Here is a 23,270-nt window from a genome sequence, read left to right as displayed (position 1 = left end):
GACATCAAGTTTTGCCACGAATACACAAGGGCGCTAAGTCGCTAAGATTTTTAAAACTTTGTATCTTTGTGTCTTTGTGCCTTCACGGCGAAAATAATTAATAAAAATCCCAACCGGGTTATGAGGAAATTTTTCCTGTGTGCATTGCTTTTTTCGTTTTCCCTATTCGGGCAAAATGGCGCTAAAACCTGTCAGACTCTCAATAAAATCAATACGTTGATGCAGCGCGAGCATTATCATCCGAAGCCGATAGACGACAGTTTATCGGTTTTTGTGTTTGATACTTTTATGGACAAGCTCGACATCAACCGGAATATTTTTACGAAAGAAGAATACGAGAAGCTCAGCAAAAACAGGCTTTTGCTTGATGATTATATTCGCGATAACAATTGCAGTTTCATGAAGGAATTCGTGAATACATATAAATCGGCACTTACGAGAAAAAAGGCGATTGTTGAAAAACTGCAGAAAATACCATTCGATTATGCCACGAATGACAGTGTGAAATTCAGCAAGAAAAATTTCCCTTTTGATTTAGACGAAGCCGGTTTGGAAAGAAGCCTGAAGAAAAGAATGCGCTTTGATATTCTCGAAGATATTTCAAAACTGAGCAACAATCCGGATTCGCTGCAACAGCATTTTACTGAACTTGAAACCGCATCGCGTAAGAAGATTTTCGAAACGACACTCTGCAAAATCAATAATATCATCGACAGCAAAGAAGATATGGAAACTTCGCTTTCGAATGATTTTCTGGATATTTTCTGCAATTATTACGATCCGCATTCTAATTATTTTTCGCTGGATACCAAGACGAGTTTCATGTCGGCATTATCGACCAACAATTTGTCGCTCGGACTGAACCTATCAATCAATGAAAATGAAGAAATTGTCGTAGCTGAAGTCGTTCCCGGCAGCCCGGCAGCCAAAAGCAAGAAAATCGACAAAGACGATATCATCGTAAAAGTTTCCAACGGAAAAGGCATTGATTATTGGGTTTCGTGCGCTTCGCTTGAAACAATCGGCGAAATCATTTTTTCCGATGCTAATAAGAATATCGAATTTACGATTCGCAAGAAAAATGGCTCTTTACTGGATGTTGTGCTCAAAAAGCAGGTCATGAAAGCCTCAGATAATACCGTTACGAGTTTTATTGCTGAAAATGGCGCGCGCGTCGGCTACATCAGCCTTCCGAGTTTTTATACTGATTTTGAAGGGAATTCTGCCCATGGTTGTGCCGATGATGTTGCGAAAGAAATTGTAAAACTGCAAAAAGATAAAATCGACGGACTCGTAATCGACTTACAGGATAACGGCGGCGGATCGATGGAAGAAGCGATCAAATTGGCGGGAATGTTCATCGATTATGGACGGTTTCAGTATTGTCAGACAACAGGAATAAGCAAACTATCCTTAAAGATCAGAACCGCGGCAGCGTTTACAACTGGCCATTAGTGGTTCTAATCAACGGAAATTCCGCTTCGGCGAGTGAGTTTTTACGGCCGCGATGCAGGATTACAGCCGTGCGATTGTCGTTGGCGCAACTTCTTTGGGAAAGGCTTCGATGCAGGTGATTTTACCAATTGATGAAAAAAACGAAGATGATTATGCAAAAGTGACAATTCAGAAATTTTATCGTATCACAGGCGACAGCAACCAGATAAAAGGCATTATTCCTGATGTGCCGATGCCGGTGCTTTTCGATAATGTCATCGATCGCGAAAAGGATTACAAGACGGCGTTGCCATACGACCAGATTGTTACCAAAGCAAAATTCCAGAAATATTACGCTTCCACCTATAATGACGAAATAATTGCAATGAGCCTTGACCGCGTGAAAACCAATGCGCGTTGCCAGGAACTTGCAAAAATAAATGAGGAAATCAATGTGGTTTATGACAATATCAGGCCGCCGGTGAGGTTAGCATTTGCTGATGTTTACAAGGAAATTCATAACATCGATGTTTTGTGGAAGAAAGTAAAACAGATTACGGCACGTCCGACGAATTGCAGGATTTCTAATACTTCGTACGAAAAAGTCAGGATTGACGCAGATGCACTGCTGAAAGAAATCAATACTTACAAAATGAAAGATGTGCAGGCCAATCCTTATCTTGAGGAAGCGGTTGGCATTATAGGCGATTTCAATAAGCTGAAGAAGGTAACCGATTGATTTAAATCACAATAACAAAATTCGGAAATTACGGTGCGGAATTTGCAAAAACGACGGAAACCGTATTTTTGCATTCACATCTGAAAAAATTTATTACAATATATGGGAAGAGCGTTTGAATTCAGGAAAGGCCGTAAAATGAAACGTTGGTCGGCAATGGCCAAAGCCTTTACAAGAATAGGAAAAGATATCGTAATGGCCGTGAAAGAAGGCGGTCCGAATTCGGAAGCCAATTCGAGACTCAGGGCGGTAATGCAGAATGCGAAAGCAGCCAACATGCCGAAAGAGAACGTTGAACGCGCCATCAAAAAAGCAACCGATAAAGATACGGCGAACTACAAAGAAGCATTATTCGAAGGCTATGCGCCACACGGAATCGCACTTTTGATTGAAACCGCAACCGATAATAACAACAGAACTGTGGCCAACATCCGCAGTTATTTTAATAAGTGTAATGGTACGATGGGAACGCAGGGCTCGGTGGAATTTATGTTCGACCACACTTGTAATTTCCGAATTCCGGCAGCAGGAATCGACGTTGAGGAAATGGAATTGGAATTCATCGATTTCGGTGCCGAAGAGATTTTTGCAGACGAAGACGGCATTTTGATTTATGCGCCTTTCGAGAGTTTTGGCGCAATTCAGAAAGAGCTCGAAAGCAGGAATATCGAAATTCTTTCTTCAGGATTTGAAAGGATTCCGCAAGTAACGAAAGAATTGACTGAAGCCCAAATGGCTGATGTTGAGAAATTGATTGAGAAAATTGAGGAAGATGATGACGTGATGAACGTTTATCATACAATGCAAGAGTAGTCGAAAGTCCAAAGTCGAAAGGCTAAAGTCAGCAGAACATAAATATAAGCTTCGGGGAAATCCGGAGCTTTTTTGTTGATTTTAATGGAGATATTTATCGGAATCAGACTTTCGACTTTGGACTTTAATCTTTCGACTCTTTTTTACGTAAATTTGTAATCCAAAACTTCTACAATGGCACGCCATAAACCCGAAAATGACCTTCCGAAAGCGAAAATAAACGTTTCATCCCTTAAAAAATTCTGGCAACTATTCAACTACGGCGGCAGCCACAGGTGGAAATTCTTTGTTGGATTGGTCTTTCTTTTGCTGACCGGTGCCACTGCCCTCGCCTTTCCGAAATTGATCGGCATGCTGGTGGATTGCGCTAAAAATAAAGATTTAGCGGAAGCCAATAAAATCGCACTCGGGCTTGTAGTGATCTTATTCCTGCAGTCGATTTGCTCGTTTTTCAGGTTGTCGCTTTTTATCAATTTCACTGAAAATACATTGGCCAACATTCGACTTGCATTATACAGCAACCTGATCAAACTGCCGATGTCATTCTATTCGCAAAAACGCGTTGGTGAACTCAACAGCAGGCTTACATCTGATATTTCGCAAATTCAAGACACGTTGACCACTACGATTGCTGAATTTTTACGACAGTTGATATTAATTATTGGCGGTGTTATTTTTCTGGCGGTTATCAGTATAAAATTGACTTTGATGATGTTATCAATCGTACCATTGGTAGCAGTCGCTGCGGTGATTTTTGGTAGATTCATCCGTAAATATTCAAAGAAAACGCAGGATAATATTGCCGAAAGCCAGGTCATTGTAGAAGAGACTTTACAAGGCATCAGTAACGTAAAAGCGTTTGCCAACGAATGGTATGAAATTGCACGCTATCAGTCGAAAATAAAAGACATTGTCAAAATCGCTATTAAAGGCGGCCAGTACAGAGGATATTTCGCTTCGTTTATTATTCTTTGCCTTTTTGGTTCAATCGTTGCCGTCGTTTGGTATGGCGTTACGCTGATTATCAGTGGCGACATGAAAGATGTGGGGCAATTGATTTCGTTTGTATTGTATTCGATTTTCGTCGGTGCTTCGTTTGGCGGAATTGCCAGAATTGTATGCACAAATCCAGAAAGCCATTGGCGCTACTGAACGTGTTTTCGAACTTTTAGACGAAACCCCGGAGAAGATCAACACCAATCAGAAGCAATTGACTGAAAAGATAAAAGGCGATGTTACTTTTAATAATGTACAATTCAGCTATCCATCCAGAAAAGAAATAAAAGTTTTGAACGGCGTGAGTTTTTCAGCCGAATTCGGGCAGAAAGTCGCTTTGGTCGGGCAGAGCGGTGCCGGGAAATCGACGATTTCATCATTGTTATTGCGATTTTATGACATTCAGGGCGGCGAGATTTTAATCGATGGAAAGAATATTTTCGATTACGATCTGGAAAACCTGCGCGGCAACATGAGCATTGTTCCGCAGGACGTAATTTTATTCGGCGGCAGCATTCGCGAGAATATCGCTTACGGGAAACCTGATGCATCCGAAGAAGAAATCATTATCGCTGCCAAACAAGCCAATGCGTTTAATTTTATCGAAGGATTTCCCGAGAAATTCGACACTCTGGTCGGTGAACGTGGCATTAAATTATCGGGCGGACAACGGCAGAGAATCGCAATTGCACCAAGCTTTACTGAAAAATCCAAGCATTTTGATTCTGGACGAAGCTACTTCTTCACTCGACAGCGAAAGCGAAAAACTCGTTCAGGAAGCTTTGGAAACTTTGATGGAAGGCAGAACGAGCATCATCATTGCACACAGGCTTTCAACCATCAGAAATGCTGATAAAATTTTGGTTCTGGATAACGGCGTTATTTCTGAGCAGGGAACGCACAAGGAATTGCTTGAAATTGAAAACGGACTTTACAGGAGTTTGAGTAATCTGCAGTTTTCCTGATTTTTACTTTCAGAAAAAGAACAAAGAATCAAGAGCCAAGAATCAAGATTGCGATCACGCATAATATCTTGATTCTTGGCTCTTGTTTCTTTTCTCAAAAAAAATTTCCATCAAACTGTAACATTCGAAAAATACAACAGTCATTATACCAAAGCTAACCACTTAACTTGGAACAAAACAAACAAGATATCGATCATCTGATTGCCCTTTGCAGGGAAAAGAACCGCAATGCACAATTTGAGGTGTACAACCGGTATTACAAGACGATGTATAACACGGCGCTGCGTATTGTGAAAGACGCGCATTGGCCGAAGATATCATGCAGGAATCGTTTTTGAAGGCGTTTACGAAACTGGATAGTTTTAAGGGTGAAGTGACATTTGGTGCATGGCTGAAGCGAATCGTAATCAACGACAGCCTCGATAATTACAAGAAAATCAATAAGAATGCGACAACGCCGATTGATGCTGTTCTGTATAAAGTTGGTGATGAAATCGAAGATGATTACCGCTTTGATGTAAAAGATTTGAAAGTGCAGCAGATTCTTGAAACACTCAAATCACTCAAAGACAGTTACAGGATTGCATTGACGCTTTTGTTCATCGAAGGTTATGACCAGGAGGAAATTTGCGAAATCATGAATATCAATGCCGGCAATTGCAGAACGCTGATCAGCCGTGCGAAAGAAAGTTTAAGGGAAAAATTACAATTGCAATGAAAGAGAAAAATTTAGGCGAATTGTTCGAATCGTTCGAAAATCAATGGGATGTTGAAGAGCCGGTTTTAGGCCATCAACAACGCTTCATGGAACGATTGGCGCAACCGAAGAAGAAAAAATTTCCATATAAGACAATCCTGTCAATTGCGGCAGCTTTGGTAATCTGCTTCGGGATTTACATCCAATACCAACCTTCGGGAAGCCAATCAGCAGTCGCTGCCATGTCGCCTGAAGTGAAAGAAAGCCATCTGTATTTCAATTCGCTTATCAAAAAAGAACTGGCCATCATCCAACAGGAAAATTCGCCGGAAAGCAAGATTATCGTTCGGGATGCGATGGCACAATTAGATGCGCTGGATAAAGATTATAACAAACTCGTCGCTGAGATGGCTGAAAAAGGAGAAAGTACGCAAATTATTTATGCGATGATCCAAAACCTGCAAACCAGGGTGAATTTCCTGCAGCAAGTCGTAAAACAAATAGAAAACATCAAAAAACTAAAATCCAATTACAATGAAAAAACTACTTAATATTTTCTGTACCTTATGGTTGTTGCTGTCGGCAGTTCCGGTTTTCGCAGGCGAGCCCGGAGGTGATATCAAAAAGAAAAAAACATCAACAAAGCTTATCTTGTCAATGCCGACGCGGGTATCAATATCAACAATAAATATGGAAACATCTATGTCGCAACGTGGGATGAGAATAAAATTGCGATTGACGTCGTCATAAAAGTAACCGGAAGAAAAGCAGAATCTGTAGATAAATTGCTTAATTCTATTGATGTCGATATCGACGCACTGACAACAATGGTGACGGCAAAGACGACATTCAGCGGGAATTCACCGAGGAATACTTCGATGGAAATCAATTATACAATAAAAATTCCGCGTCGCGGCAGCATCAAACTCAACAATCAATATGGCGCTATTGTCGTTGATAAAATTCAAGGGAAATCTGACATCGATTGTAAATACGGGAATGTTACGGCATCAGAATTACTAAATGGTAATAACGATATTAATATTCAATATTGTAATAATTCTGCCATCGGAACTGTTAAAAATGCCACAATTAACGCTAAATATTCTTCGCTGACGATATCACAATCGGGAAATATCAATGCCGATTTAGGTTATACCAACCTGTTTATACGATCTGTTGATAACATTTCTTACAATGCTGATTATGGTGAGCTCAATTTTGCCAATGCCGACAACATCAACGGTGAAGGCAATTACCTGACACTGAATTTCGGGAATATAAGCCACAATCTGAATGTTAACACGAATTATAGTTCGATAACCGGAAAATTGGGCGCGAAAGCCAACAATGTCGCTGTGACTGCCAATTATACCAACATAGACCTTAAATATGATTCAGACTATGCTTTTGATTTCGATTTCAGTCTTAAATACGCTGGATTAGATAGTTCGCTGACATTCCAGAGCAAGAGAGAAAGCAATAATATGAATCTGTACAAAGGTTTCTATAAAGCGACCGGCGTCAACAAAATGAACATCACTTCGGGTTATGGCAACCTGAAACTGACCAAAATATAAAGGGTTTCATTCATCAATAACTAATCATTAAAAAATTAAATCATGAAAAAAGTAATCATTTTATCTTTATTATTTGTTGCTTTTGCGGCGAATGCACAACAGAAAAGAGCCATCGGCGATTATTCAAAACTGAATGTTAAAGGTTCATTCGACGTGACACTTGTTCAGGGCAAAACCGAAGCAACGATCACGGCGACCAAAAAGAAGTACTTGAGCATATCAAGATGGAAATTAACGGTGACCAACTCAGTATCTTCATGGATGAAAAAGGCTGGAGAAATTCGGGTGAAGTCAAAATTGAATTGCCTTACAAGGCTTTAAGCGAAATCAACCTCAGCGGTTCCGGCAGTATTGTCGCTGATGGCACAGTCAAATCAGATAATCTGAAAATCAGTATTTCAGGTTCGGGCGACATCAACCTTACTGTAAATTCTGAAAATGCAGTCGGCGAAGTAAGCGGTTCAGGCGATCTTACGCTTAACGGAAAAACTACCAATTTTCAAGGCCGCGTTACTGGTTCAGGAGATTTAAAAGCATTCGGACTCAAAGCCGAAAACACCAATATAGATGTTGCGGGTTCAGGTGATGCGGAAGTGTATGCGTCGGAAAATATCAAGGCGAGAGTTGTTGGCTCAGGAGATATCAAATACAAAGGAAACCCAAAACAGGAAGACACGAAAGTAGCCGGCTCAGGCGAAATCGAAAAGGCTTAATATCAGGTTCTGAATAGTATCGAAATGATTTAGTTGGTACTTTGTTAAAGTTAGTATGTTAACAGCAGAACGAAAAACCCGGCGAGAGCTGGGGTTTTGTTGTTTTAGATTTTAGAGTTTAGATTTTATCAAATCTTATTAATAAAAAACTCCCGTCATTGACAGGAGTTTATATATTCTAAAATCTGAACTCAAAAATTACTTTATAAATTCAATCTTCTGAGCCTCTTCAGCATTAACGCTGTCAAAGAAACCTTGCTCGTTCATCCATTCATCACTGAAAACCTTGCTCATATATCTTGAACCATGGTCAGGGAAAATCGCAATAACATTACTGTTTTCGTCAAATTCGCCTTCTTCTGCATATTGTTTAATCGCTTGCATCACAGCTCCGGAAGTATAACCAACAAAAAGCCCTTCTTTCTTAGCGATTTCTCTTGTAGTGTGTGCACTTTCTTCGTCAGTCACTTTGATGAAATGATCAATAATGTCGAAATCTGTCGCAGTCGGAATCAGGTTTTTACCCAATCCTTCAATCCTGTAAGGATAAATTTCTTCTGCATCAAACTCTTTCGTTTCGTGGTATTTTTTCAAAACAGAACCAAAAGCGTCAACGCCTAAAATTCTGATATTTGGATTTTTCTCTTTAAGGAATTTAGCCGCTCCGGAAATAGTTCCGCCTGTTCCGCTGCAAGCTACAAGGTGCGTGATTTTTCCGTTCGTCTGTTCCCAGATTTCCGGTTAGTGTAGATTTATAATGCGCGTCGATATTAAGCTGATTGAAGTACTGGTTGATGTAAACCGACCCTTTTGTCTCTTCGTGCAGACGCTTGGCAACATTGTAGTAAGAACGCTCATCGTCTGCGGAAACGTGCGCCGGGCAAACATAAACTTTCGCCCCGAGGCTGCGCAACATGTCAATTTTATCTTTGGATGATTTAGAGCTTACTGCTAAAATACAGCTGTAACCTTTAATAATACTTACCATTGCAAGGCTGAAACCTGTGTTTCCCGAAGTAGTTTCGATAATCGTGTCGCCCGGAGTTAAAATACCTTGTCTTTCTGCTTCTTCAATGATATATAACGCAATTCTGTCTTTTGTGGAATGTCCGGGATTGAAGGCTTCTACTTTCGCGTAAAAATTGCCTTTTAATGCCTGGGTTATATTATTAAGCTTAATAAGCGGAGTGTTTCCTATTAATCCTAATACATTATCGTAAGCTTTTATATCTTCTTTCATAAAATAAATTAGTCAAGGCGCGTCCGAAAACCAAAGTCATAGCTTCGGGACCTGCAAAGTTAAATAAAATATTTTAAACTATTTTTTTATTCCTTCTAAATCTAATAAAAAACTAAATTCCTTGGCCAACTCTTTGAGTGCTTCGAACCTTCCTGAAGCACCGCCGTGTCCCGCGTCCATGTTGGTGTCGAGGAATAATTGTTTGTCATTTGTTTTCATTAACCGCAGTTTCGCCACCCATTTCGCAGGTTCCCAATATTGCACTTGCGAATCGTGAAACCCCGTCGACACATACATATTCGGATAATCCTGCGACTTTATGTTGTCGTAAGGCGAATAAGATTTCATATAATCATAATATTCTTTCTCATTCGGATTGCCCCATTCGTCGTATTCGCCCGTCGTAAGCGGAATGCTGTCGTCGAGCATCGTCGTGACCACATCTACAAACGGAACCTGTGCAATTACGCCATTATACAATTCAGGCGCCATGTTATTAATCGCACCCATCAGCAATCCACCCGCTGAACCGCCTTCAGCATATAAATGTTCAGGTGAAGTGTATTTTTCTGCAATGAGGAATTTTGAGCAATCGATGAAATCTGTAAATGTGTTTTTCTTTTCAAGCAATTTTCCGTCTTCATACCAATGGCGGCCAAGTTCTTCGCCTCCGCGGATGTGCGCGATGACATAAATAAATCCGCGGTCCGAAAAGCGATAACCGTGTCGATGAAAAATAAGCGTCCATTGAAGCGCCGTAAGAACCATAAGCATACAATAACAGTGGGTTCTTACCATCTTTCTGCAATCCGTTTTTATAAACAACAGACATAGGCACTTTCGTTCCATCTTCAGCCGTCGCCCAAAGTCGTTCTTCGGTATAATTATTTTTATCGAATTTACCTCCTAAAACCTGTTGTTCTTTCTTGATTTCCTTCTCCTTCGTCTTCATGTTGAAATCAATCACCGAAGATGGCGTCGCCATCGACTGGTAGCTGTAGCGAAGGATATCTGTGTTGAAATCGACGTTAGTTGTCGTGTAAGCCATGTAAGTTTCACTTTCAAAGGGCAGATAATACTCACCTTCCCCGCTCCACGGCCGGATGCGGATTTTATTGAGTCCGTTCGCGCGTTCTTCGACCACTAAATAATCCTTGAAAATTTCGAAATCTTCGAGCAAAACGTCTTTTCTGTGCGCAATGACATCTGTCCAGTTTTCGCGTGAAGTTGCATTTTCAGGCGTTTTCATAAGCTTGAAATTCTCAGCTTTGTCTTTATTGGTGCGGATGTAGAAAGCATCTTCGTAATGCGAAATCCCGTATTCCATGCCACGAACACGCTTTTGAAAAATCCTGAATTCGCCGTTTGGATTATCTGCTTCAAGAATCCTGGCTTCAGTGGTGAGCGTACTTGCCGATTCAATCATCAGGTATTTTCGCGATTTCGATTTGCTTACATCGATGTGAAAAGTTTCATCTTTTTCGAAATAAACCAAAGCATCGTCGTTGGAATCAGTGCCGATGATATGCTTGTAAACCTTGTCAGGACGCAGCGTCGTTTCATTCTGGCGTGTATAAAAAACGGTTTTGTTGTCATTCGCCCAAACCGAACTTCCGGTAGCGTTTTCAATTTTATCGGAAAAGATTTCGCCTGATTCTAAATTCTTCACCTGAATCGTATAAATTCTACGTCCGACGGTATCAATTCCGAAAGTCGCCAATTTATTATCCGGACTGATGCTGAATCCGCCCAATTGAAAGAATGAATGTCCTTTTGCCCATTCATTGCAATCGAATAAAATTTCCTCATCTGCCGAAAGGCTGCCTTTTTTTCTGGAATAAATCGGATAATCCTGTCCGGTTTCGAAGCGCGTAATGTAGAAATAACCGTTGTAAAAATAAGGAACCGATTGGTCGTCTTCTTTAATTCCTGGCTTTCATTTCCGCGAATAAATCTTTTTGGAAATCCTTCGTATGCGCGGTCATTTCGTTGTAATAGGCGTTCTCCTGGTTCAGGTAATCAATGACTTCCGGGTTTTCGCGGTCGTTGAGCCAATAATAATTATCTGTGCGTTTGTCGTTGTGTATTTCCAGGATTTTAGGGATGATTTTTGCAACCGGGGGTTGTATTTTTTTAGTCATTTCAGAATTGTTAGAAGATGCAATTTAATGGAAATTGTCGAAAGTTCAGCAATCCGCAAAGACTTTCCAACTTTCGACTTTCGACTTTTGACTGAACCAACTATCTTTGCAAAAAAAACTAAAACTATGTTTGGAGATTTAATGGGCATGATGGGCAAAATGCAGGAAGCCCAAAAGAAGATTGAGGAAGCGAAAGCGCGTTTGAATACGATTTTAATTGATGAACAAAGCAATGACGGACTTTTAAAAGTCACCGTAAATGCCAACCGCAAGCTGACCTCGGTAACTATTGATGATAGTTTGCTGGAAGACAAAGAGCAGCTAGAAGATTATTTTATCCTTGTTTTAAACAAAGCGATTGAAAAAGCTTCAAAAATAAATGAAGATGAAATTGCTGCTGCGGGACATGTCGATTTGCCGCAGATTCCCGGAATGGAAGGCCTTTTCAAATAGAGAAAAGAGACAAGACCGCTTCGCTGCAAGAAGAAAGACTATCATTTTGTCTTTCAGCGAAGCGGTCTTGACTCTTGCAGCGAAGCGGTCTCTCCTTCTACTTCGTTCCAATCCGCTCCAGCGTTTCCAGCACATAACTGTGCATCACTTCGCGGTAATCCAGATGCGTTACGATTCGGAGTTTTCCTTGCCCCATCGAACTGATGTGGATATTTCTTTCTTTTAATTTTGCAATCAGCATATTTTCATCGAGGCCTTTTCTGACTTCAAATATGAGTATATTGGTTTCAATGGGCTCGACTTTTTCTACCCAACTGAGTTTTGACAATGCGGCGCCGAGTTCTTTTGCACGGCGGTGGTCTTCTGACAATCTTTCGATGTTATTGTCTAAAGCGTAAATTCCGGCAGCAGCTAAGTATCCAACCTGACGCATACCTCCGCCTAATATTTTTCGGATTCGCAAGGCACGATCGATTGTTGCCTTATCAGAAACCAATAAAGAACCAATTGGCGCGCCAAGTCCTTTTGAAAGGCAAACTGAGATTGTATCGAAAATCTGCCCATAAGTTTTAGGATTCTCGCGTGTTACGACAAGTGCATTCCACAAACGCGCACCGTCCAAATGAAATTTAAGGTTATTTTGCTGGCAAACCTGCTTGATTTTTACCAATTCATTGCTATCATAACAAGCACCGCCGCCTTTATTCGTAGTATTTTCAACGCAAACCAAACTCGTAAGCGGACTGTGGTAAAATTCCGGTAAATTGATTGCACCAGCCACTTGTTCAGCCGTAATCATCCCTCGATTTCCATCCAAAAGACAACACGAAACACCACTGTTGAAAGAAACGCCGCCGCCTTCATAATTAAAAACATGCGCCCATTTGTCGGCAATAAGCTGTTCTCCGGGCTGTGTATGCAATTTTATCGCGGTCTGATTCGCCATCGTTCCTGACGGAAAAAACATCGCCGCTTCCATCCCGAACATGTCGGCAACCTTTTGCTGGAGCGCGTTTACAGTAGGATCCTGTTTGTAAACATCATCACCCACCTGCGCCTGGAACATATAGCGCAGCATTTCCTGCGACGGCTTCGTTACGGTATCACTTACCAAATTTATTTCCATATTGTCAAAAGGATGTCTTATTTTTGTGCAACAAAATTACAAACTATTATGACAAATACCGAACAAATTAAGGGTATTGTAGAGCGCCTTGGTGCGTTGAGGAGGTATCTTTGACGTTGATGCCAAACTGATCGAAATATCAAACGAGGAAGAAAAAACGCTCGCCCCCGATTTCTGGAACAACCCGAAAGAGGCAGAAGCTTTCGTTAAAGTGCTGCGTTCCAAAAAGAAATGGGTCGAAGATTATGACAAAGCCGTTCAATTAGGCGAAGAGTTACAACTGGCGCATGAATTTTTCCGTGAGGGCGAATTGTCTGAAGCCGAACTCGACGAAACATACGAACTGGCCAATGTTCACATCGAAAACCTCGAATTCAGGAACATGCTTTCTGAAGAAGGCGATTCGCTGAGCGCTGTCCTTCAAATTACCGCCGGAGCCGGTGGAACAGAAAGTTGCGACTGGGCGTCGATGCTCATGCGGATGTACATGATGTGGGGTGAAAAGAACGGTTATAAGGTCAAAGAACTTAACTTTCAGGAAGGCGATGTGGCCGGAATTAAAACCGTAACCCTCGAATTTGAAGGCGATTATTCTTTTGGATACCTGAAAGGCGATAATGGCGTGCACCGCCTCGTGCGGATTTCTCCTTTTGACAGTAATGGAAAGCGCCATACTTCATTTGCATCTGTATACATTTATCCATTGGTCGATGATACGATTGAGATTGACATCAATCCTGCTGATATTGAAATCATTACTTCCCGATCAAGCGGCGCCGGAGGTCAGAACGTAAATAAAGTGGAAACCAAAGTACAGCTTTTCCACAAGCCAACCGGGATCCAGGTGCAGTGTTCTGAAACGCGTTCACAGCAGGACAACCGCCAGCGTGCAATGCAGATGTTGCGCTCTCAATTGTACGAAATCGAATTGAAAAAGCAAATGGCACAACGCGCCGACATCGAAGCCAGTAAAATGAAAATCGAATGGGGTTCGCAAATCCGGAATTACGTCATGCATCCCTATAAATTGGTAAAGATGTTCGGACGCAATATGAAACCAGCGATGTTGAGGGTGTAATGAATGGCGAGATTGATGCGTTTTTAAAGGCATATCTGATGATGATGGGACAGAAGGAGGAGTGATTTGAAAACATTTCCCGTAACAACAACTTTTCTTGGAAATTACCGTCATTACGGGACGAAGCAATCTAAACCAATACAGGCAATGCGATTATAAAGCCCTGATCATGTATGATGGAAATAATTACACCTCTTTACGGCAAAATCTGGTACCAATCACCATCAGCCATACCAACCAAAGCGTACTTCCGATAAACCCAGCCAATCCCCACACAGGAAATCCCGGAATGACCGTTGCGAACAGTTCGGCTTGTGCCATGAGGTAAATCGCTGAGGATATGTACCCAAGGTAAGTTACCCATTTCGGCACAAATTTCATCCTGTCAAAGGCAATGGTCATCATGACCGTCCATATAATGGTAAACAACTGCCCGAGGTGCTCGCCTAAAACCACGCCGCCATATTGATGCACGACCTGAAAAGCGATTTTACTAGCTGTCTGCGTCATGGCATCGCCTTTTATATAATTGTCTGCCAACACAGGAACGACGAACGTCCAGCGCAATAAGCCTATCATCTGAACGATCAATCCTGTGATGCCCAGCGTCGTTTCCCAGCCTGCAAAACCAAATTTGCTTTCCAATAACTGCCCGATTTTCTTATAAGCTAAAAGCAATGGCAACCCCAAAACCGCAAATGCCCACCAGGTGAAGATAAGGCTGCTGCCGCCTTCGTGGAATTTGGTCAGTATCATTCCGGTTTCCTGCCTGAGAATGTCAGGATAATTGAAAGTGATGGTGAGGATGGTGTAAGGAATCAGTACGCCTATCGCCCCCGCGAGGAGCAATGACCCGATGTGTTTTTGTGTTTTCATGTTGTAAAGATTAAAGGTTAATGATTGTTTGTTTGATTGATGATTGAAACTCCTTAAAATTGAAATGAATAACTAATCCCTGGCGTCGGATTTACTTTTACATCCTGTCCTTTTGCAGACAAAGCGATAACGCCGAGACGAAGGTTTAATCCTTTCCATACGGCACGAACGGTATCCGGCTTCAATGGCAAAGGCATCTTTATCGGTGTAATCCTTATTGCGGCCACGCAGGTAGGAAGCCCCCGCATAAAATGACGATCGCACTTCTTTCTTTCCCATTGGAAGAAACCAATACGTTAAGCCTGTGCGGATAAACTCAGTCGTTTCGCCTTTTTTGAAAGCAGTAATGTAATAACCGGCATGCACCGAAACATGCAGGTGCTGGTATTCTGCTCCGATTGAAGGATTGCGGAAGCCGTTAACGCTTACCAAATGTGTAGGGAATTTTTGCGCAAACGCCATACTGAAAGTAAATAATACGAATGTGATAATTAATTTTTGCATCATCTTGTGTTTTAATGGTTTGATGAGGCAAAGGTCGGCAGCCGGGAATTACTGCAACCGGACAAATGTCTATAAATAGTCGAAAGAAGCTTAAAGTCCTCAGATTGTGTTGAGAGATGCTTATGACTTTTATTTCGACTTTCGACTTTCGACTTTCGACTTTCGACTTTCGACTTTCAGACTACTTCACATTCCGGATCCTGCTCAAATGACGCGGCGTGACGCCCAGCATAGAAGCCAAATGCTGCAACGGAATCTGCTGCAGCAAATGCGGTTCTTCCCTGAGCATTTTTTCATAACGCTGTTCGGCAGTCAGGACGATAAGGTCGTGGCGGCTTGCGTCAATCCCGCAAATCGAGCTTTCGAGCAGGCCGATATAAAAATCTTTAAAACCGGGAACTTCCCTGACGAGCATCTTCAGGCTTTCTTTGCTGATCATGCAGATGCTTCCGGCAGTAAGTGCTTTGATGCTTTCGAGAGCAGGTTTTTCGCCGATGAAACTCAACAACGAAGCGAAAAATGTATTCCCGATGGAAACATAGGTGGTGCGCTCCTCTCCTTGTTTTATTACGTAATACTGAAACAGGCCGTCAACGACAAATCCGATGTGTCTGCTGGTTTTGCCGTATTCAACGACAAATTCATTTTTCCTGAAATGCTGTAGGAAAAAGGCATCGAGAATCTGATTAAGGTTTTCGCCATGAAAACCCATCATTTCAAAATATATTTTTAGTTTTTCCATACACATTCCAAAAACACCATTACAAATTAAGTAAAAAAAATAGCGCAATTTCCGATAAAAAACTACTTTTGATAAAACAACCAATACCAATAAAACCTAATGAAACGATTGCATTTTACCGTATTGATGACACTTTTGCTGTCTTCTTTTTGCGGACATACACAGGATTTAAAAGTCATGACTTATAATTTAAGGTTCGACAATCCTGCCGACGGGGAAAACAAATGGGATTTGAGGAAGGAATTCCTAACCGGCCAAATTGCCTTCTACGAACCGGATTTCTTCGGCACCCAGGAAGGAAAGCTTCACCAGCTTAAGTATATCGACAGCACGCTCGTCAATTACAACTGGATTGGTCTTGGCCGCGACAATTCGCCTACTGGCGGAGAATACAGCGCACTTTTCTACAATTCTGATAAATATAAGGTGGTAAAACAAGCTACTTTCTGGTTGTCTGAAACACCTGAAAAAGTTTCAAAAGGCTGGGATGCCATGTTTGAACGCATCTGTACCCTGGGGTTTATTCGAGAATATTAAGACCAGAAAGCATTTTTATGTATTCAACACGCATTTGGACCACGTTGGAGAAACCGCCCGTACCAACAGCGTTAAGCTTATTTATGAAAAAATAACAAGTATCAATACAGAGAAATATCCGGTGATTTTAACCGGTGATTTTAATAGTGAAGTCAACAGCAAAGCGTATCTCTACCTCTCTTCCAAAATGGATGATGCAAAAGTTGTCAGCCAGACTGACCCGTTCGGACCTAAAGGAACGTTCAATAATTTCGAATTCCACAAACCTGTGACTTTACTCATCGATTACATCTTTACAAGCAAAAACAACATCAGAGTATTGAAATATGCTGTATTAAGCGATTCAAAAGATTGCAAATATCCTTCAGATCATTTGCCGGTTTATGTTGAACTCGAATTAAAAAAATAATGCATACTTATATCGCATTATTGCGCGGCATCAATGTTAGCGGCCATAACATGATCAAAATGGAATTACTGCGGGGATTTTTAAAAGAACTGGATTTTGCGAATATTACGACCTATATCAATAGCGGAAATATCCTCTTTCAAAGTCAGCAAACCGATACTGCAAAACTCGAAGAAAGCATTCATTTGAAGATTGCAGAAAAGTTCGGTTTCAATATTCCCGTCGTGATCGTTACGTTGGAAGGTTTGAAAATTGTCGTTTCGAATAATCCGTTTTCGGAAAATGAAATTTCTGACCCGACACAGCCTTTCGTCGCTTTCTTATCCGTAAATCCTAGCCAGGACGATATTGCTGCTTTTAGTGCGATTGATTTCGGGAAAGATAAATTTCACATTATCCATAAAGCCATTTACCTGATTTATGCCGATGGTGCCGCGGGAAAGACCAAACTCACGAATGCTTTAATCGAAAATAAACTGAAAGTACGCGCGACTTCCCGCAATTGGAAAACAGTGCATAAGTTGATTACTTTGGCGGAAGCTTACAGGTAGCAGGTTTCAGATGGCAGATGGCAGGTTACAGCTAACGCGTTATAGGTGCATAACTATAGATATAACGATGTCAATATTAACTTATTGCTACTATCTGCGATATGCTGACTGCCATCTGCTGACTGCTATCTGCTATCTAATTTTATCAATATCTTAAATATCACCCGCAAATTTGGAATTATAACAATAAAAGGCTTTATTTGGTAACTAATAGAAAAATTAGTGCAATGAGAACATTCAGCCTTTCCGAAATTAACGACGTCCTGAAAGGAGCAATTGTCGGCAACACCAACCGGCAGATCACCGCTCCTGAACAACTCGAGGCGGCTTCGGAAACTGAAATTTCCTTCATCGGCAATAAAAAATACGAAAAGCTGTGGCAGGATTCAAAAGCCTGTGTTGCAGTTGTAAATGAAGACATTTCTATTGAACCCGGCGATAATCGCGCTTTTATAAAAGTAAAAAATGCCGATTTGGCGATGTCGCAGGTATTGGAAATTTTTGCACCACCTGCACCCGTTTTCACTCACGATATCCATCCAACCGCGACTGTTGATACAACTGCTATTATTGGGAAAAATTCCAGAATCGGCGCCGGATGTTATCTTGGCCCAATGTAAAAATAGGCGATAATGTTACGATATACCCAAACGTGACCATTCTTGATGAATCTACTATAGGAAACGGAACTATCATCTGGTCAGGGACCGTCATCCGCGAACGCTGCCATATTGGTGCCGAATGTATTTTGCACCCAAATTGCTCCATTGGCGCAGATGGCTTTGGTTTCAGGCCTTGTGCAGAAAGAGGTTTGGTGAAAATTCCGCAAATCGGGAATGTCATTATCGGTAATCGCGTTGAAATTGGTGCCAATTCGTGTGTCGACCGCGGTAAATTCAGTTCAACTGTTTTAGGAGACGGATGTAAAATTGATAACCTTGTGCAAATCGGACATAACAGTAAGCTGGGCATGTTCTGCATCATGGCAGGCAATAGCGGACTTGCAGGCTCGGTGACGCTCGGAAACGGCGTAATCATCGGCGGAAGCGCTTCCATAAAAGACCACATAACAATCGGTGACGGTTCAGTAGTAGGAGCAGGTTCAGGTGTAGCCGCTGATATCCCGGCAGGAAAAACCATGTTGGGTTATCCGGCAGTCGAGGCGCGGGATGCTTTGAAACAATGGGCGATTTTGAAGCGATTGGTAAGAGATGCTAACAAATAATTTTTACAATAAAGGATAAAGTAATTAAGACTAAATTATCCTTAATGCCTTAATGGTAAAAAACAAAAAAATCCGCTTTAGAGCGGATTTTCTATTTTAGAAAAATATTCCTTTACAAGAAAATACTCAATATCCAATAAATCAACGCCGCCAGTAAAGCCGAGATTGGAATCGTCAAGACCCACGCCCAAATAAGGCTTACCGTAACACCCCAGCGTACTGCCGAAATCCTTTTGGTCAATCCGACCCCAATAATAGAACCTGTGATGGTATGCGTTGTACTTACCGGGATTTTTAAATGCTCTGTGAAATATAACGTCAGCGCACCGGCAGTTTCTGCAGCAACGCCTTCAAAAGAAGTTACTTTGGTGATTTTAGAACCCATCGTTTTTACGATTTTCCAACCGCCGCTCAATGTTCCTGCAGCAATCGCCGAATAGCAGGCCAACGGTATCCATTGTGGCATGTGCCCTTCTGCATCATCTTTTGGTAAAACTACGTTGAGCCATTCCGGCATCACTTCTTGTCCGCTTGTGTGAATGTAAACGGCAACAGCGGCTGCGATGATTCCCATGACCTTTTGCGAATCATTTCCGCCATGTCCCAAACTGAAAGCCGCAGATGAAAGCAATTGCATCTTTTTCAGCCAATATTCAGACTGGCTGTGGTTTAAGCTGCTGAAAAGCAGGCAAAACGTACTTACCGATAATATGATAAATCCGATTAAGACCCACTTGATGTTATGTGATTCAAAAGCTATACTCCAGAAATGCGATTCAAAACGCGGTTTATCGATATCAAACTTAAGCTGGCTATTTACAAACCAAACCGTTAAAACCATTAAAGCAATCGTGAATATTTTAGGCCGAACGCTTTTTCGCGAAGCATTCAGTAACCAGATTGAAATAAGATAGGACGCTAATGCACCCAGCAACGGCGCCAGAACGATAAAAGCGATAATAATCAATACACCAGTCGGCAAACCGCCGTCTTTTCCTGCAGCATACCAATTTACTACGCCAAATCCGGCATGGGCGATTGCAGCTCCTGCAAATCCGCCAATTAAAGTGTGTGAAGAACTCGACGGAATTCCGAGCCACCATGTCAGCAAATTCCAGATAATCGCAGCAATTACACCGGCCAGGATTACGACAAGGTTGATATCCATTGTGTGGGCAGTCTTCGCCACCGTATCGGCAACGCCAAATCCAAAAACCCAATAGGCCAGAAAGTTAAAAAATGCTGCCCAGATCACAGCCTGAAACGGCGTAAGCACTTTAGTCGCTACAACTGTCGCAATCGCATTCGCTGCATCGTGAAAACCGTTGATGTAATCAAAGATCAGCGCTAAAACGATAATTACTATAAGGAGTGTAAACATGAAATTGGCTTAAGAATGTTTTACGGCAATGGATTCCAATACATTCGCAGCATTCTTGCATTTGTCAGCTGCAGATTCCAGTACAGATAATACTTCCTTGTAGATAAGGATTTTCTTTGCATCCTGTTCGTTTTCGAATAGATCTGCGACCGCTTTGTCGTAGACAGTATCCGATTTATTTTCGAGTTTGTTAATTTTATTACAGGCGTCGGTTATTTTCTTGATTTTCTTCAAATCGCGCAATTCACGAACGGCAACATCGATATGCTGACAGGCCTCAAGGTTAATTTCTGTGAGCTTTCTGATTGATTTAGTGATCTTATCAACGTGGTACAAACGCATTCTGCTGGCTGCACCGTAAAGATTTCCTGAAATCGTATCGATTGCGGTAATCAATGCATAAATATCCTCACGATCAAAAGGCGTAATGAAATTACTGCTGAGTTCGATATTGGTCTGGCGCGTAATATCTTCTCCAATTTGTTCAAATTCTTCGATTTTTCTAAAAAGTTCCGGTCTTTCACTTGCTGGTAAATTCACTACTTCGTGAAGCGTAGTCGCCATCAGGATAAGATTGCTGGTAGCCTGTTCGAATAGAGGAAAGAATTTTTTATCTTTCGGTACCAAAAACTGGAAAAAAGTGTTAATCGTCATAGTTTGTTGTTTTTAACGGCACAAAGGTATCCCGTCAATGTTAAGTTAATGTTAAGCTAATATGAATTACTCTGCACGTCTCAGTCGAAAATATTAATAAAAAAAACCGACATTTCAGTCGGCTTCATTGCTACTTTTTCTTTTTTCGTGATTTTGCCTTCTTAGCTTTTTCTTTTGCTTTCTTCGTTTTCTCTTTAGCTTTGGCTTTTTCTTTTTGCTTTTTGGCCTTTTCTTTTGCTTTGGCTTTCGCTTTTTTGGCTTTTTCCTTAGCCTTTTCTTTGGCCTTTTTCTGTTTTTCTTTCGACTTTTTATCGGCAGATTTTAGTTTTGTTGCAGTTATTTTGGCAGGAATTTCTTCTGTAATTTCTTCGGTATTTTCAGGCACAGTTTCTTCCTGGATTTCCGGAGTATTTTCCTGAGTTACTTCTTCGGGGTTTTGTGCTGTATTTTCGTCTGGCGTTGGTAAATTTTCGCTCATAATTATTTTTTTTCGGAGTTTAGTTTGTAAATCAAATCTTAATAATACGACAAAATTAAGCATTTAATGGCTTTTCCAATGTTAAGTTTTTCTTTGAAAGGTTTCCAAATCATTAATTGCAACTACTGATTGTCGGCTCATTTTAAAATTCAAATTCAAAACTGCTTATTTCAATCGTTTTCGTATTTTAGCAACCCTTAATTACAGCAACTACAATGGACATCAACTTCAACAAAAACGAAGACCACAATAAGCTTTTGTTAACCGATTTAAAACAGCGGTTCGCCAAAGTAAAACTCGGCGGCGGAGAAAAACGCATTGAAAAACTGCATGCCGAAGGTAAAATGACAGCCCGCGAAAGAATCGATTATTTACTCGATGAAAAAGCCAGGAGCATTGAAATCGGAGCCTTTGCCGGCGATGGCATGTATGCAGAACATGGCGGTTGCCCGTCAGGCGGAGTCGTTGTAAAAATCGGCTACATCAAAGGAAAACAATGTATGGTCGTTGCCAACGACGCGACCGTAAAAGCCGGCGCCTGGTTTCCGATTACGGGAAAGAAAAACCTGCGCGCACAGGAAATCGCGATGGAAAACCGCTTACCTATTATATATCTTGTAGACAGCGCCGGTGTTTATCTTCCTTTACAGGATGAAATTTTTCCCGATAAGGAACATTTCGGACGCATTTTCGCAACAACGCCATCATGAGCAGCCTCGGAATTACGCAAATAGCAGCAGTTATGGGAAGCTGTGTCGCTGGCGGCGCTTACCTGCCCATCATGAGCGACGAAGCTTTGATTGTTGATAAAACCGGAAGTATCTTCCTTGCGGGAAGTTACCTGGTAAAAGCCGCAATCGGCGAAACCATCGATAATGAAACTTTAGGTGGCGCTACGACGCATTGCGAAATTTCAGGCGTTACCGATTACAAGGCAAAAGACGACAAAGACGCACTCGATAAAATCAAAAATATAGTTTCAAAAATAGGCGATTTCGAAAAAGCCGGGTTCAACCGCGAGAAGCCTGCAAAACCAGCGATGGACGAAAAGGAAATTTACGGCATCCTTCCAAAAGCACGCAATGAACAATACGATATGATGGAAATCATCAATCGCCTCGTTGACAATTCTGAATTCGAAGCGTATAAAGATGGCTACGGCCAAACCATCATTACCGGTTACGCCAGGATCGACGGCTGGGCGGTCGGAATTGTTGCCAATCAACGAAAGGTCGTCAAATCTAAAAAAGGCGAAATGCAGTTCGGAGGCGTAATCTATTCTGATTCAGCCGATAAAGCCACACGTTTTATTGCGAATTGTAACCAGAAGAAAATCCCGCTCGTCTTCGTTCAGGACGTAACCGGATTCATGGTCGGCAGCAAATCTGAACATGGCGGCATTATTAAAGACGGTGCAAAAATGGTGAATGCCGTCAGTAATTCTGTCGTTCCGAAATTCACCGTAATCGTCGGAAATTCATACGGCGCAGGAAATTATGCCATGTGCGGAAAAGCGTATGACCCAAGACTGATTTTCGCCTGGCCAAGTGCAGAACTAGCGGTTATGGGCGGAACGCAAGCCGCAAAAGTACTCATGCAAATCGAAGCTTCATCGCTCAAAGCAAAAGGTGAAATCGTCGACGAACAAAAAGAACAGGAATTATTCGATAAAATAAAAGCCAGATACGATGCGCAGGTTTCACCTTATTACGCAGCTTCAAGATTATGGACAGATGCAATCATCGATCCGCTTGAAACCCGTACCCTGGATCTCTATGGGCATCGAAGCGGCCAACCACGCACCTATCGAAAAGAAATTTAATCTGGGGTAATTCAGGTCTGATCCAAAAGGCACAATTAGTATTTGCAAGCGAAAGCCTGCTAAAACCATAGGCGTCCCTGTCAAAATTAAAGCAATGCTATTGATTTTTAATTAGA

General features: G+C 41.5%; 18 protein-coding genes and 8 pseudogenes. 17 read left to right on the top strand and 9 right to left on the bottom strand.

What is annotated here, in order from left to right:
• Positions 1-120: 120 nt before the first annotated feature.
• The 10 genes and pseudogenes from ACSLFW_RS12445 to ACSLFW_RS12400 all read left to right on the top strand — a co-directional run.
• A pseudogene (locus ACSLFW_RS12445) lies at positions 121-1,627 on the top strand (S41 family peptidase); the annotation flags it as partial.
• Between the two features lie 60 nt (positions 1,628-1,687).
• Entirely contained in the window at positions 1,688-2,173 is a 486-nt protein-coding gene (locus tag ACSLFW_RS12440) for a carboxy terminal-processing peptidase (RefSeq protein ID WP_436557444.1), read from the top strand.
• 102 nt (positions 2,174-2,275) lie between these two features.
• Positions 2,276-2,986: a YebC/PmpR family DNA-binding transcriptional regulator gene (locus tag ACSLFW_RS12435; protein ID WP_436556011.1), complete on the top strand. Its 711-nt coding sequence runs from the start codon at positions 2,276-2,278 to the stop codon at positions 2,984-2,986.
• A 174-nt stretch (positions 2,987-3,160) separates the two neighbouring features.
• Positions 3,161-4,947, top strand: a pseudogene (locus ACSLFW_RS12430) (ABC transporter ATP-binding protein).
• Between the two features lie 167 nt (positions 4,948-5,114).
• A pseudogene (locus tag ACSLFW_RS12425) lies at positions 5,115-5,665 on the top strand (RNA polymerase sigma factor).
• Entirely contained in the window at positions 5,662-6,195 is a 534-nt protein-coding gene (locus ACSLFW_RS12420; RefSeq protein WP_436556010.1) for an anti-sigma factor, read from the top strand. The pseudogene ACSLFW_RS12425 and the gene ACSLFW_RS12420 overlap by 4 nt, the downstream one beginning before the upstream one ends.
• Positions 6,179-6,394 carry a hypothetical protein gene (locus tag ACSLFW_RS12415; protein ID WP_436556009.1) on the top strand — a complete coding sequence of 72 codons (216 nt, stop codon included), beginning with the start codon at positions 6,179-6,181 and terminating at the stop codon, positions 6,392-6,394. The genes ACSLFW_RS12420 and ACSLFW_RS12415 overlap by 17 nt, the downstream gene beginning before the upstream one ends.
• 35 nt (positions 6,395-6,429) lie before the next feature.
• On the top strand, positions 6,430-7,224 hold the full coding sequence (locus ACSLFW_RS12410) for a hypothetical protein (protein ID WP_436556008.1): 795 nt from the start codon (positions 6,430-6,432) through the stop codon (positions 7,222-7,224).
• A gap of 42 nt (positions 7,225-7,266) precedes the next feature.
• The gene (locus tag ACSLFW_RS12405; RefSeq protein ID WP_436556007.1) at positions 7,267-7,545 is read left to right on the top strand and encodes a hypothetical protein; all 279 of its coding nucleotides are present in this window, start codon (positions 7,267-7,269) and stop codon (positions 7,543-7,545) included.
• On the top strand, positions 7,482-7,937 hold the full coding sequence (locus ACSLFW_RS12400; RefSeq protein ID WP_436556006.1) for a head GIN domain-containing protein: 456 nt from the start codon (positions 7,482-7,484) through the stop codon (positions 7,935-7,937). Before ACSLFW_RS12405 ends, ACSLFW_RS12400 begins: the two co-directional genes overlap by 64 nt.
• Positions 7,938-8,135: 198 nt before the next feature.
• Here the strand turns inward: ACSLFW_RS12400 and ACSLFW_RS12395 are convergent.
• Together ACSLFW_RS12395 and ACSLFW_RS12390 are read right to left on the bottom strand one after the other, a co-directional pair.
• Positions 8,136-9,177: pseudogene (locus ACSLFW_RS12395) on the bottom strand (PLP-dependent cysteine synthase family protein).
• Positions 9,178-9,255: 78 nt separating this feature from the next.
• Positions 9,256-11,318: pseudogene (locus ACSLFW_RS12390) on the bottom strand (S9 family peptidase).
• A gap of 126 nt (positions 11,319-11,444) precedes the next feature.
• Between ACSLFW_RS12390 and ACSLFW_RS12385 the strand changes: the two are divergent.
• The gene (locus ACSLFW_RS12385) at positions 11,445-11,771 is read left to right on the top strand and encodes a YbaB/EbfC family nucleoid-associated protein (RefSeq protein WP_436556005.1); all 327 of its coding nucleotides are present in this window, start codon (positions 11,445-11,447) and stop codon (positions 11,769-11,771) included.
• A 97-nt stretch (positions 11,772-11,868) separates the two neighbouring features.
• Here the strand turns inward: ACSLFW_RS12385 and ACSLFW_RS12380 are convergent, their stop codons facing one another.
• Entirely contained in the window at positions 11,869-12,897 is a 1,029-nt protein-coding gene (locus tag ACSLFW_RS12380; RefSeq protein WP_436556004.1) for a threonine aldolase family protein, read from the bottom strand.
• A 48-nt stretch (positions 12,898-12,945) separates the two neighbouring features.
• Here ACSLFW_RS12380 and prfB point away from each other — a divergent pair.
• Positions 12,946-14,040, top strand: a pseudogene (gene prfB / locus ACSLFW_RS12375) (peptide chain release factor 2).
• A 121-nt stretch (positions 14,041-14,161) separates the two neighbouring features.
• Here the strand turns inward: prfB and ACSLFW_RS12370 are convergent.
• From ACSLFW_RS12370 to ACSLFW_RS12360, 3 genes are all read right to left on the bottom strand, one after another.
• A complete protein-coding gene (locus tag ACSLFW_RS12370; protein ID WP_436556003.1) occupies positions 14,162-14,851 on the bottom strand; it encodes a DUF4386 domain-containing protein in 690 nt (229 codons plus the stop codon).
• Positions 14,852-14,923: 72 nt separating this feature from the next.
• Entirely contained in the window at positions 14,924-15,358 is a 435-nt protein-coding gene (locus ACSLFW_RS12365) for a hypothetical protein (protein WP_436556002.1), read from the bottom strand.
• A 178-nt stretch (positions 15,359-15,536) separates the two neighbouring features.
• The gene (locus ACSLFW_RS12360) at positions 15,537-16,097 is read right to left on the bottom strand and encodes a Crp/Fnr family transcriptional regulator (RefSeq protein ID WP_436556001.1); all 561 of its coding nucleotides are present in this window, start codon (positions 16,095-16,097) and stop codon (positions 15,537-15,539) included.
• Positions 16,098-16,196: 99 nt separating this feature from the next.
• Between ACSLFW_RS12360 and ACSLFW_RS12355 the strand changes: the two genes are divergently transcribed.
• The 4 genes and pseudogenes from ACSLFW_RS12355 to lpxD all read left to right on the top strand — a co-directional run bounded on the left by ACSLFW_RS12355 (position 16,197) and on the right by lpxD (position 18,819).
• Entirely contained in the window at positions 16,197-16,634 is a 438-nt protein-coding gene (locus ACSLFW_RS12355; protein WP_436556000.1) for a hypothetical protein, read from the top strand.
• Positions 16,585-17,043, top strand: a complete 459-nt coding sequence (locus ACSLFW_RS12350) for an endonuclease/exonuclease/phosphatase family protein (RefSeq protein WP_436555999.1) — start codon at positions 16,585-16,587, stop codon at positions 17,041-17,043. Before ACSLFW_RS12355 ends, ACSLFW_RS12350 begins: the two co-directional genes overlap by 50 nt.
• Entirely contained in the window at positions 17,043-17,594 is a 552-nt protein-coding gene (locus tag ACSLFW_RS12345; RefSeq protein WP_436555998.1) for a DUF1697 domain-containing protein, read from the top strand. The genes ACSLFW_RS12350 and ACSLFW_RS12345 overlap by 1 nt, the downstream gene beginning before the upstream one ends.
• A 227-nt stretch (positions 17,595-17,821) precedes the next feature.
• Positions 17,822-18,819, top strand: a pseudogene (gene lpxD, locus ACSLFW_RS12340) (UDP-3-O-(3-hydroxymyristoyl)glucosamine N-acyltransferase).
• A 112-nt stretch (positions 18,820-18,931) separates the two neighbouring features.
• Here lpxD and ACSLFW_RS12335 read toward each other — a convergent pair.
• The 3 genes from ACSLFW_RS12335 to ACSLFW_RS12325 form a co-directional block, all read right to left on the bottom strand.
• Positions 18,932-20,200 carry an anion permease gene (locus ACSLFW_RS12335; protein ID WP_436555997.1) on the bottom strand — a complete coding sequence of 423 codons (1,269 nt, stop codon included), beginning with the start codon at positions 20,198-20,200 and terminating at the stop codon, positions 18,932-18,934.
• 9 nt (positions 20,201-20,209) lie between these two features.
• On the bottom strand, positions 20,210-20,854 hold the full coding sequence (locus ACSLFW_RS12330) for a DUF47 domain-containing protein (protein WP_436555996.1): 645 nt from the start codon (positions 20,852-20,854) through the stop codon (positions 20,210-20,212).
• Positions 20,855-20,984: 130 nt separating this feature from the next.
• Complete coding sequence (locus tag ACSLFW_RS12325) at positions 20,985-21,332, bottom strand: hypothetical protein (RefSeq protein ID WP_436555995.1); 348 nt, start codon at positions 21,330-21,332, stop codon at positions 20,985-20,987.
• Positions 21,333-21,547: 215 nt separating this feature from the next.
• Here ACSLFW_RS12325 and ACSLFW_RS12320 point away from each other — a divergent pair.
• A pseudogene (locus tag ACSLFW_RS12320) lies at positions 21,548-23,164 on the top strand (acyl-CoA carboxylase subunit beta).
• Positions 23,165-23,270: the final 106 nt, after the last annotated feature.

The organism is Flavobacterium sp. 3HN19-14 (genome assembly GCF_051373205.1).
Classification (GTDB): domain Bacteria; phylum Bacteroidota; class Bacteroidia; order Flavobacteriales; family Flavobacteriaceae; genus Flavobacterium.
This window is presented reverse-complemented; position numbering and strand designations above follow the sequence as displayed.

Coding starts and splice junctions, on each gene's coding strand:
- ACSLFW_RS12440 (WP_436557444.1), top strand. CDS start 1,688: ATGCCGGTGCTTTTCGATAATGTCATCGATCGCGAAAAGGATTACAAG.
- ACSLFW_RS12435 (WP_436556011.1), top strand. CDS start 2,276: ATGGGAAGAGCGTTTGAATTCAGGAAAGGCCGTAAAATGAAACGTTGG.
- ACSLFW_RS12420 (WP_436556010.1), top strand. CDS start 5,662: ATGAAAGAGAAAAATTTAGGCGAATTGTTCGAATCGTTCGAAAATCAA.
- ACSLFW_RS12415 (WP_436556009.1), top strand. CDS start 6,179: ATGAAAAAACTACTTAATATTTTCTGTACCTTATGGTTGTTGCTGTCG.
- ACSLFW_RS12405 (WP_436556007.1), top strand. CDS start 7,267: ATGAAAAAAGTAATCATTTTATCTTTATTATTTGTTGCTTTTGCGGCG.
- ACSLFW_RS12400 (WP_436556006.1), top strand. CDS start 7,482: ATGGATGAAAAAGGCTGGAGAAATTCGGGTGAAGTCAAAATTGAATTG.
- ACSLFW_RS12385 (WP_436556005.1), top strand. CDS start 11,445: ATGTTTGGAGATTTAATGGGCATGATGGGCAAAATGCAGGAAGCCCAA.
- ACSLFW_RS12380 (WP_436556004.1), bottom strand. CDS start 12,897: ATGGAAATAAATTTGGTAAGTGATACCGTAACGAAGCCGTCGCAGGAA.
- ACSLFW_RS12370 (WP_436556003.1), bottom strand. CDS start 14,851: ATGAAAACACAAAAACACATCGGGTCATTGCTCCTCGCGGGGGCGATA.
- ACSLFW_RS12365 (WP_436556002.1), bottom strand. CDS start 15,358: ATGATGCAAAAATTAATTATCACATTCGTATTATTTACTTTCAGTATG.
- ACSLFW_RS12360 (WP_436556001.1), bottom strand. CDS start 16,097: ATGGAAAAACTAAAAATATATTTTGAAATGATGGGTTTTCATGGCGAA.
- ACSLFW_RS12355 (WP_436556000.1), top strand. CDS start 16,197: ATGAAACGATTGCATTTTACCGTATTGATGACACTTTTGCTGTCTTCT.
- ACSLFW_RS12350 (WP_436555999.1), top strand. CDS start 16,585: ATGCCATGTTTGAACGCATCTGTACCCTGGGGTTTATTCGAGAATATT.
- ACSLFW_RS12345 (WP_436555998.1), top strand. CDS start 17,043: ATGCATACTTATATCGCATTATTGCGCGGCATCAATGTTAGCGGCCAT.
- ACSLFW_RS12335 (WP_436555997.1), bottom strand. CDS start 20,200: ATGTTTACACTCCTTATAGTAATTATCGTTTTAGCGCTGATCTTTGAT.
- ACSLFW_RS12330 (WP_436555996.1), bottom strand. CDS start 20,854: ATGACGATTAACACTTTTTTCCAGTTTTTGGTACCGAAAGATAAAAAA.
- ACSLFW_RS12325 (WP_436555995.1), bottom strand. CDS start 21,332: ATGAGCGAAAATTTACCAACGCCAGACGAAAATACAGCACAAAACCCC.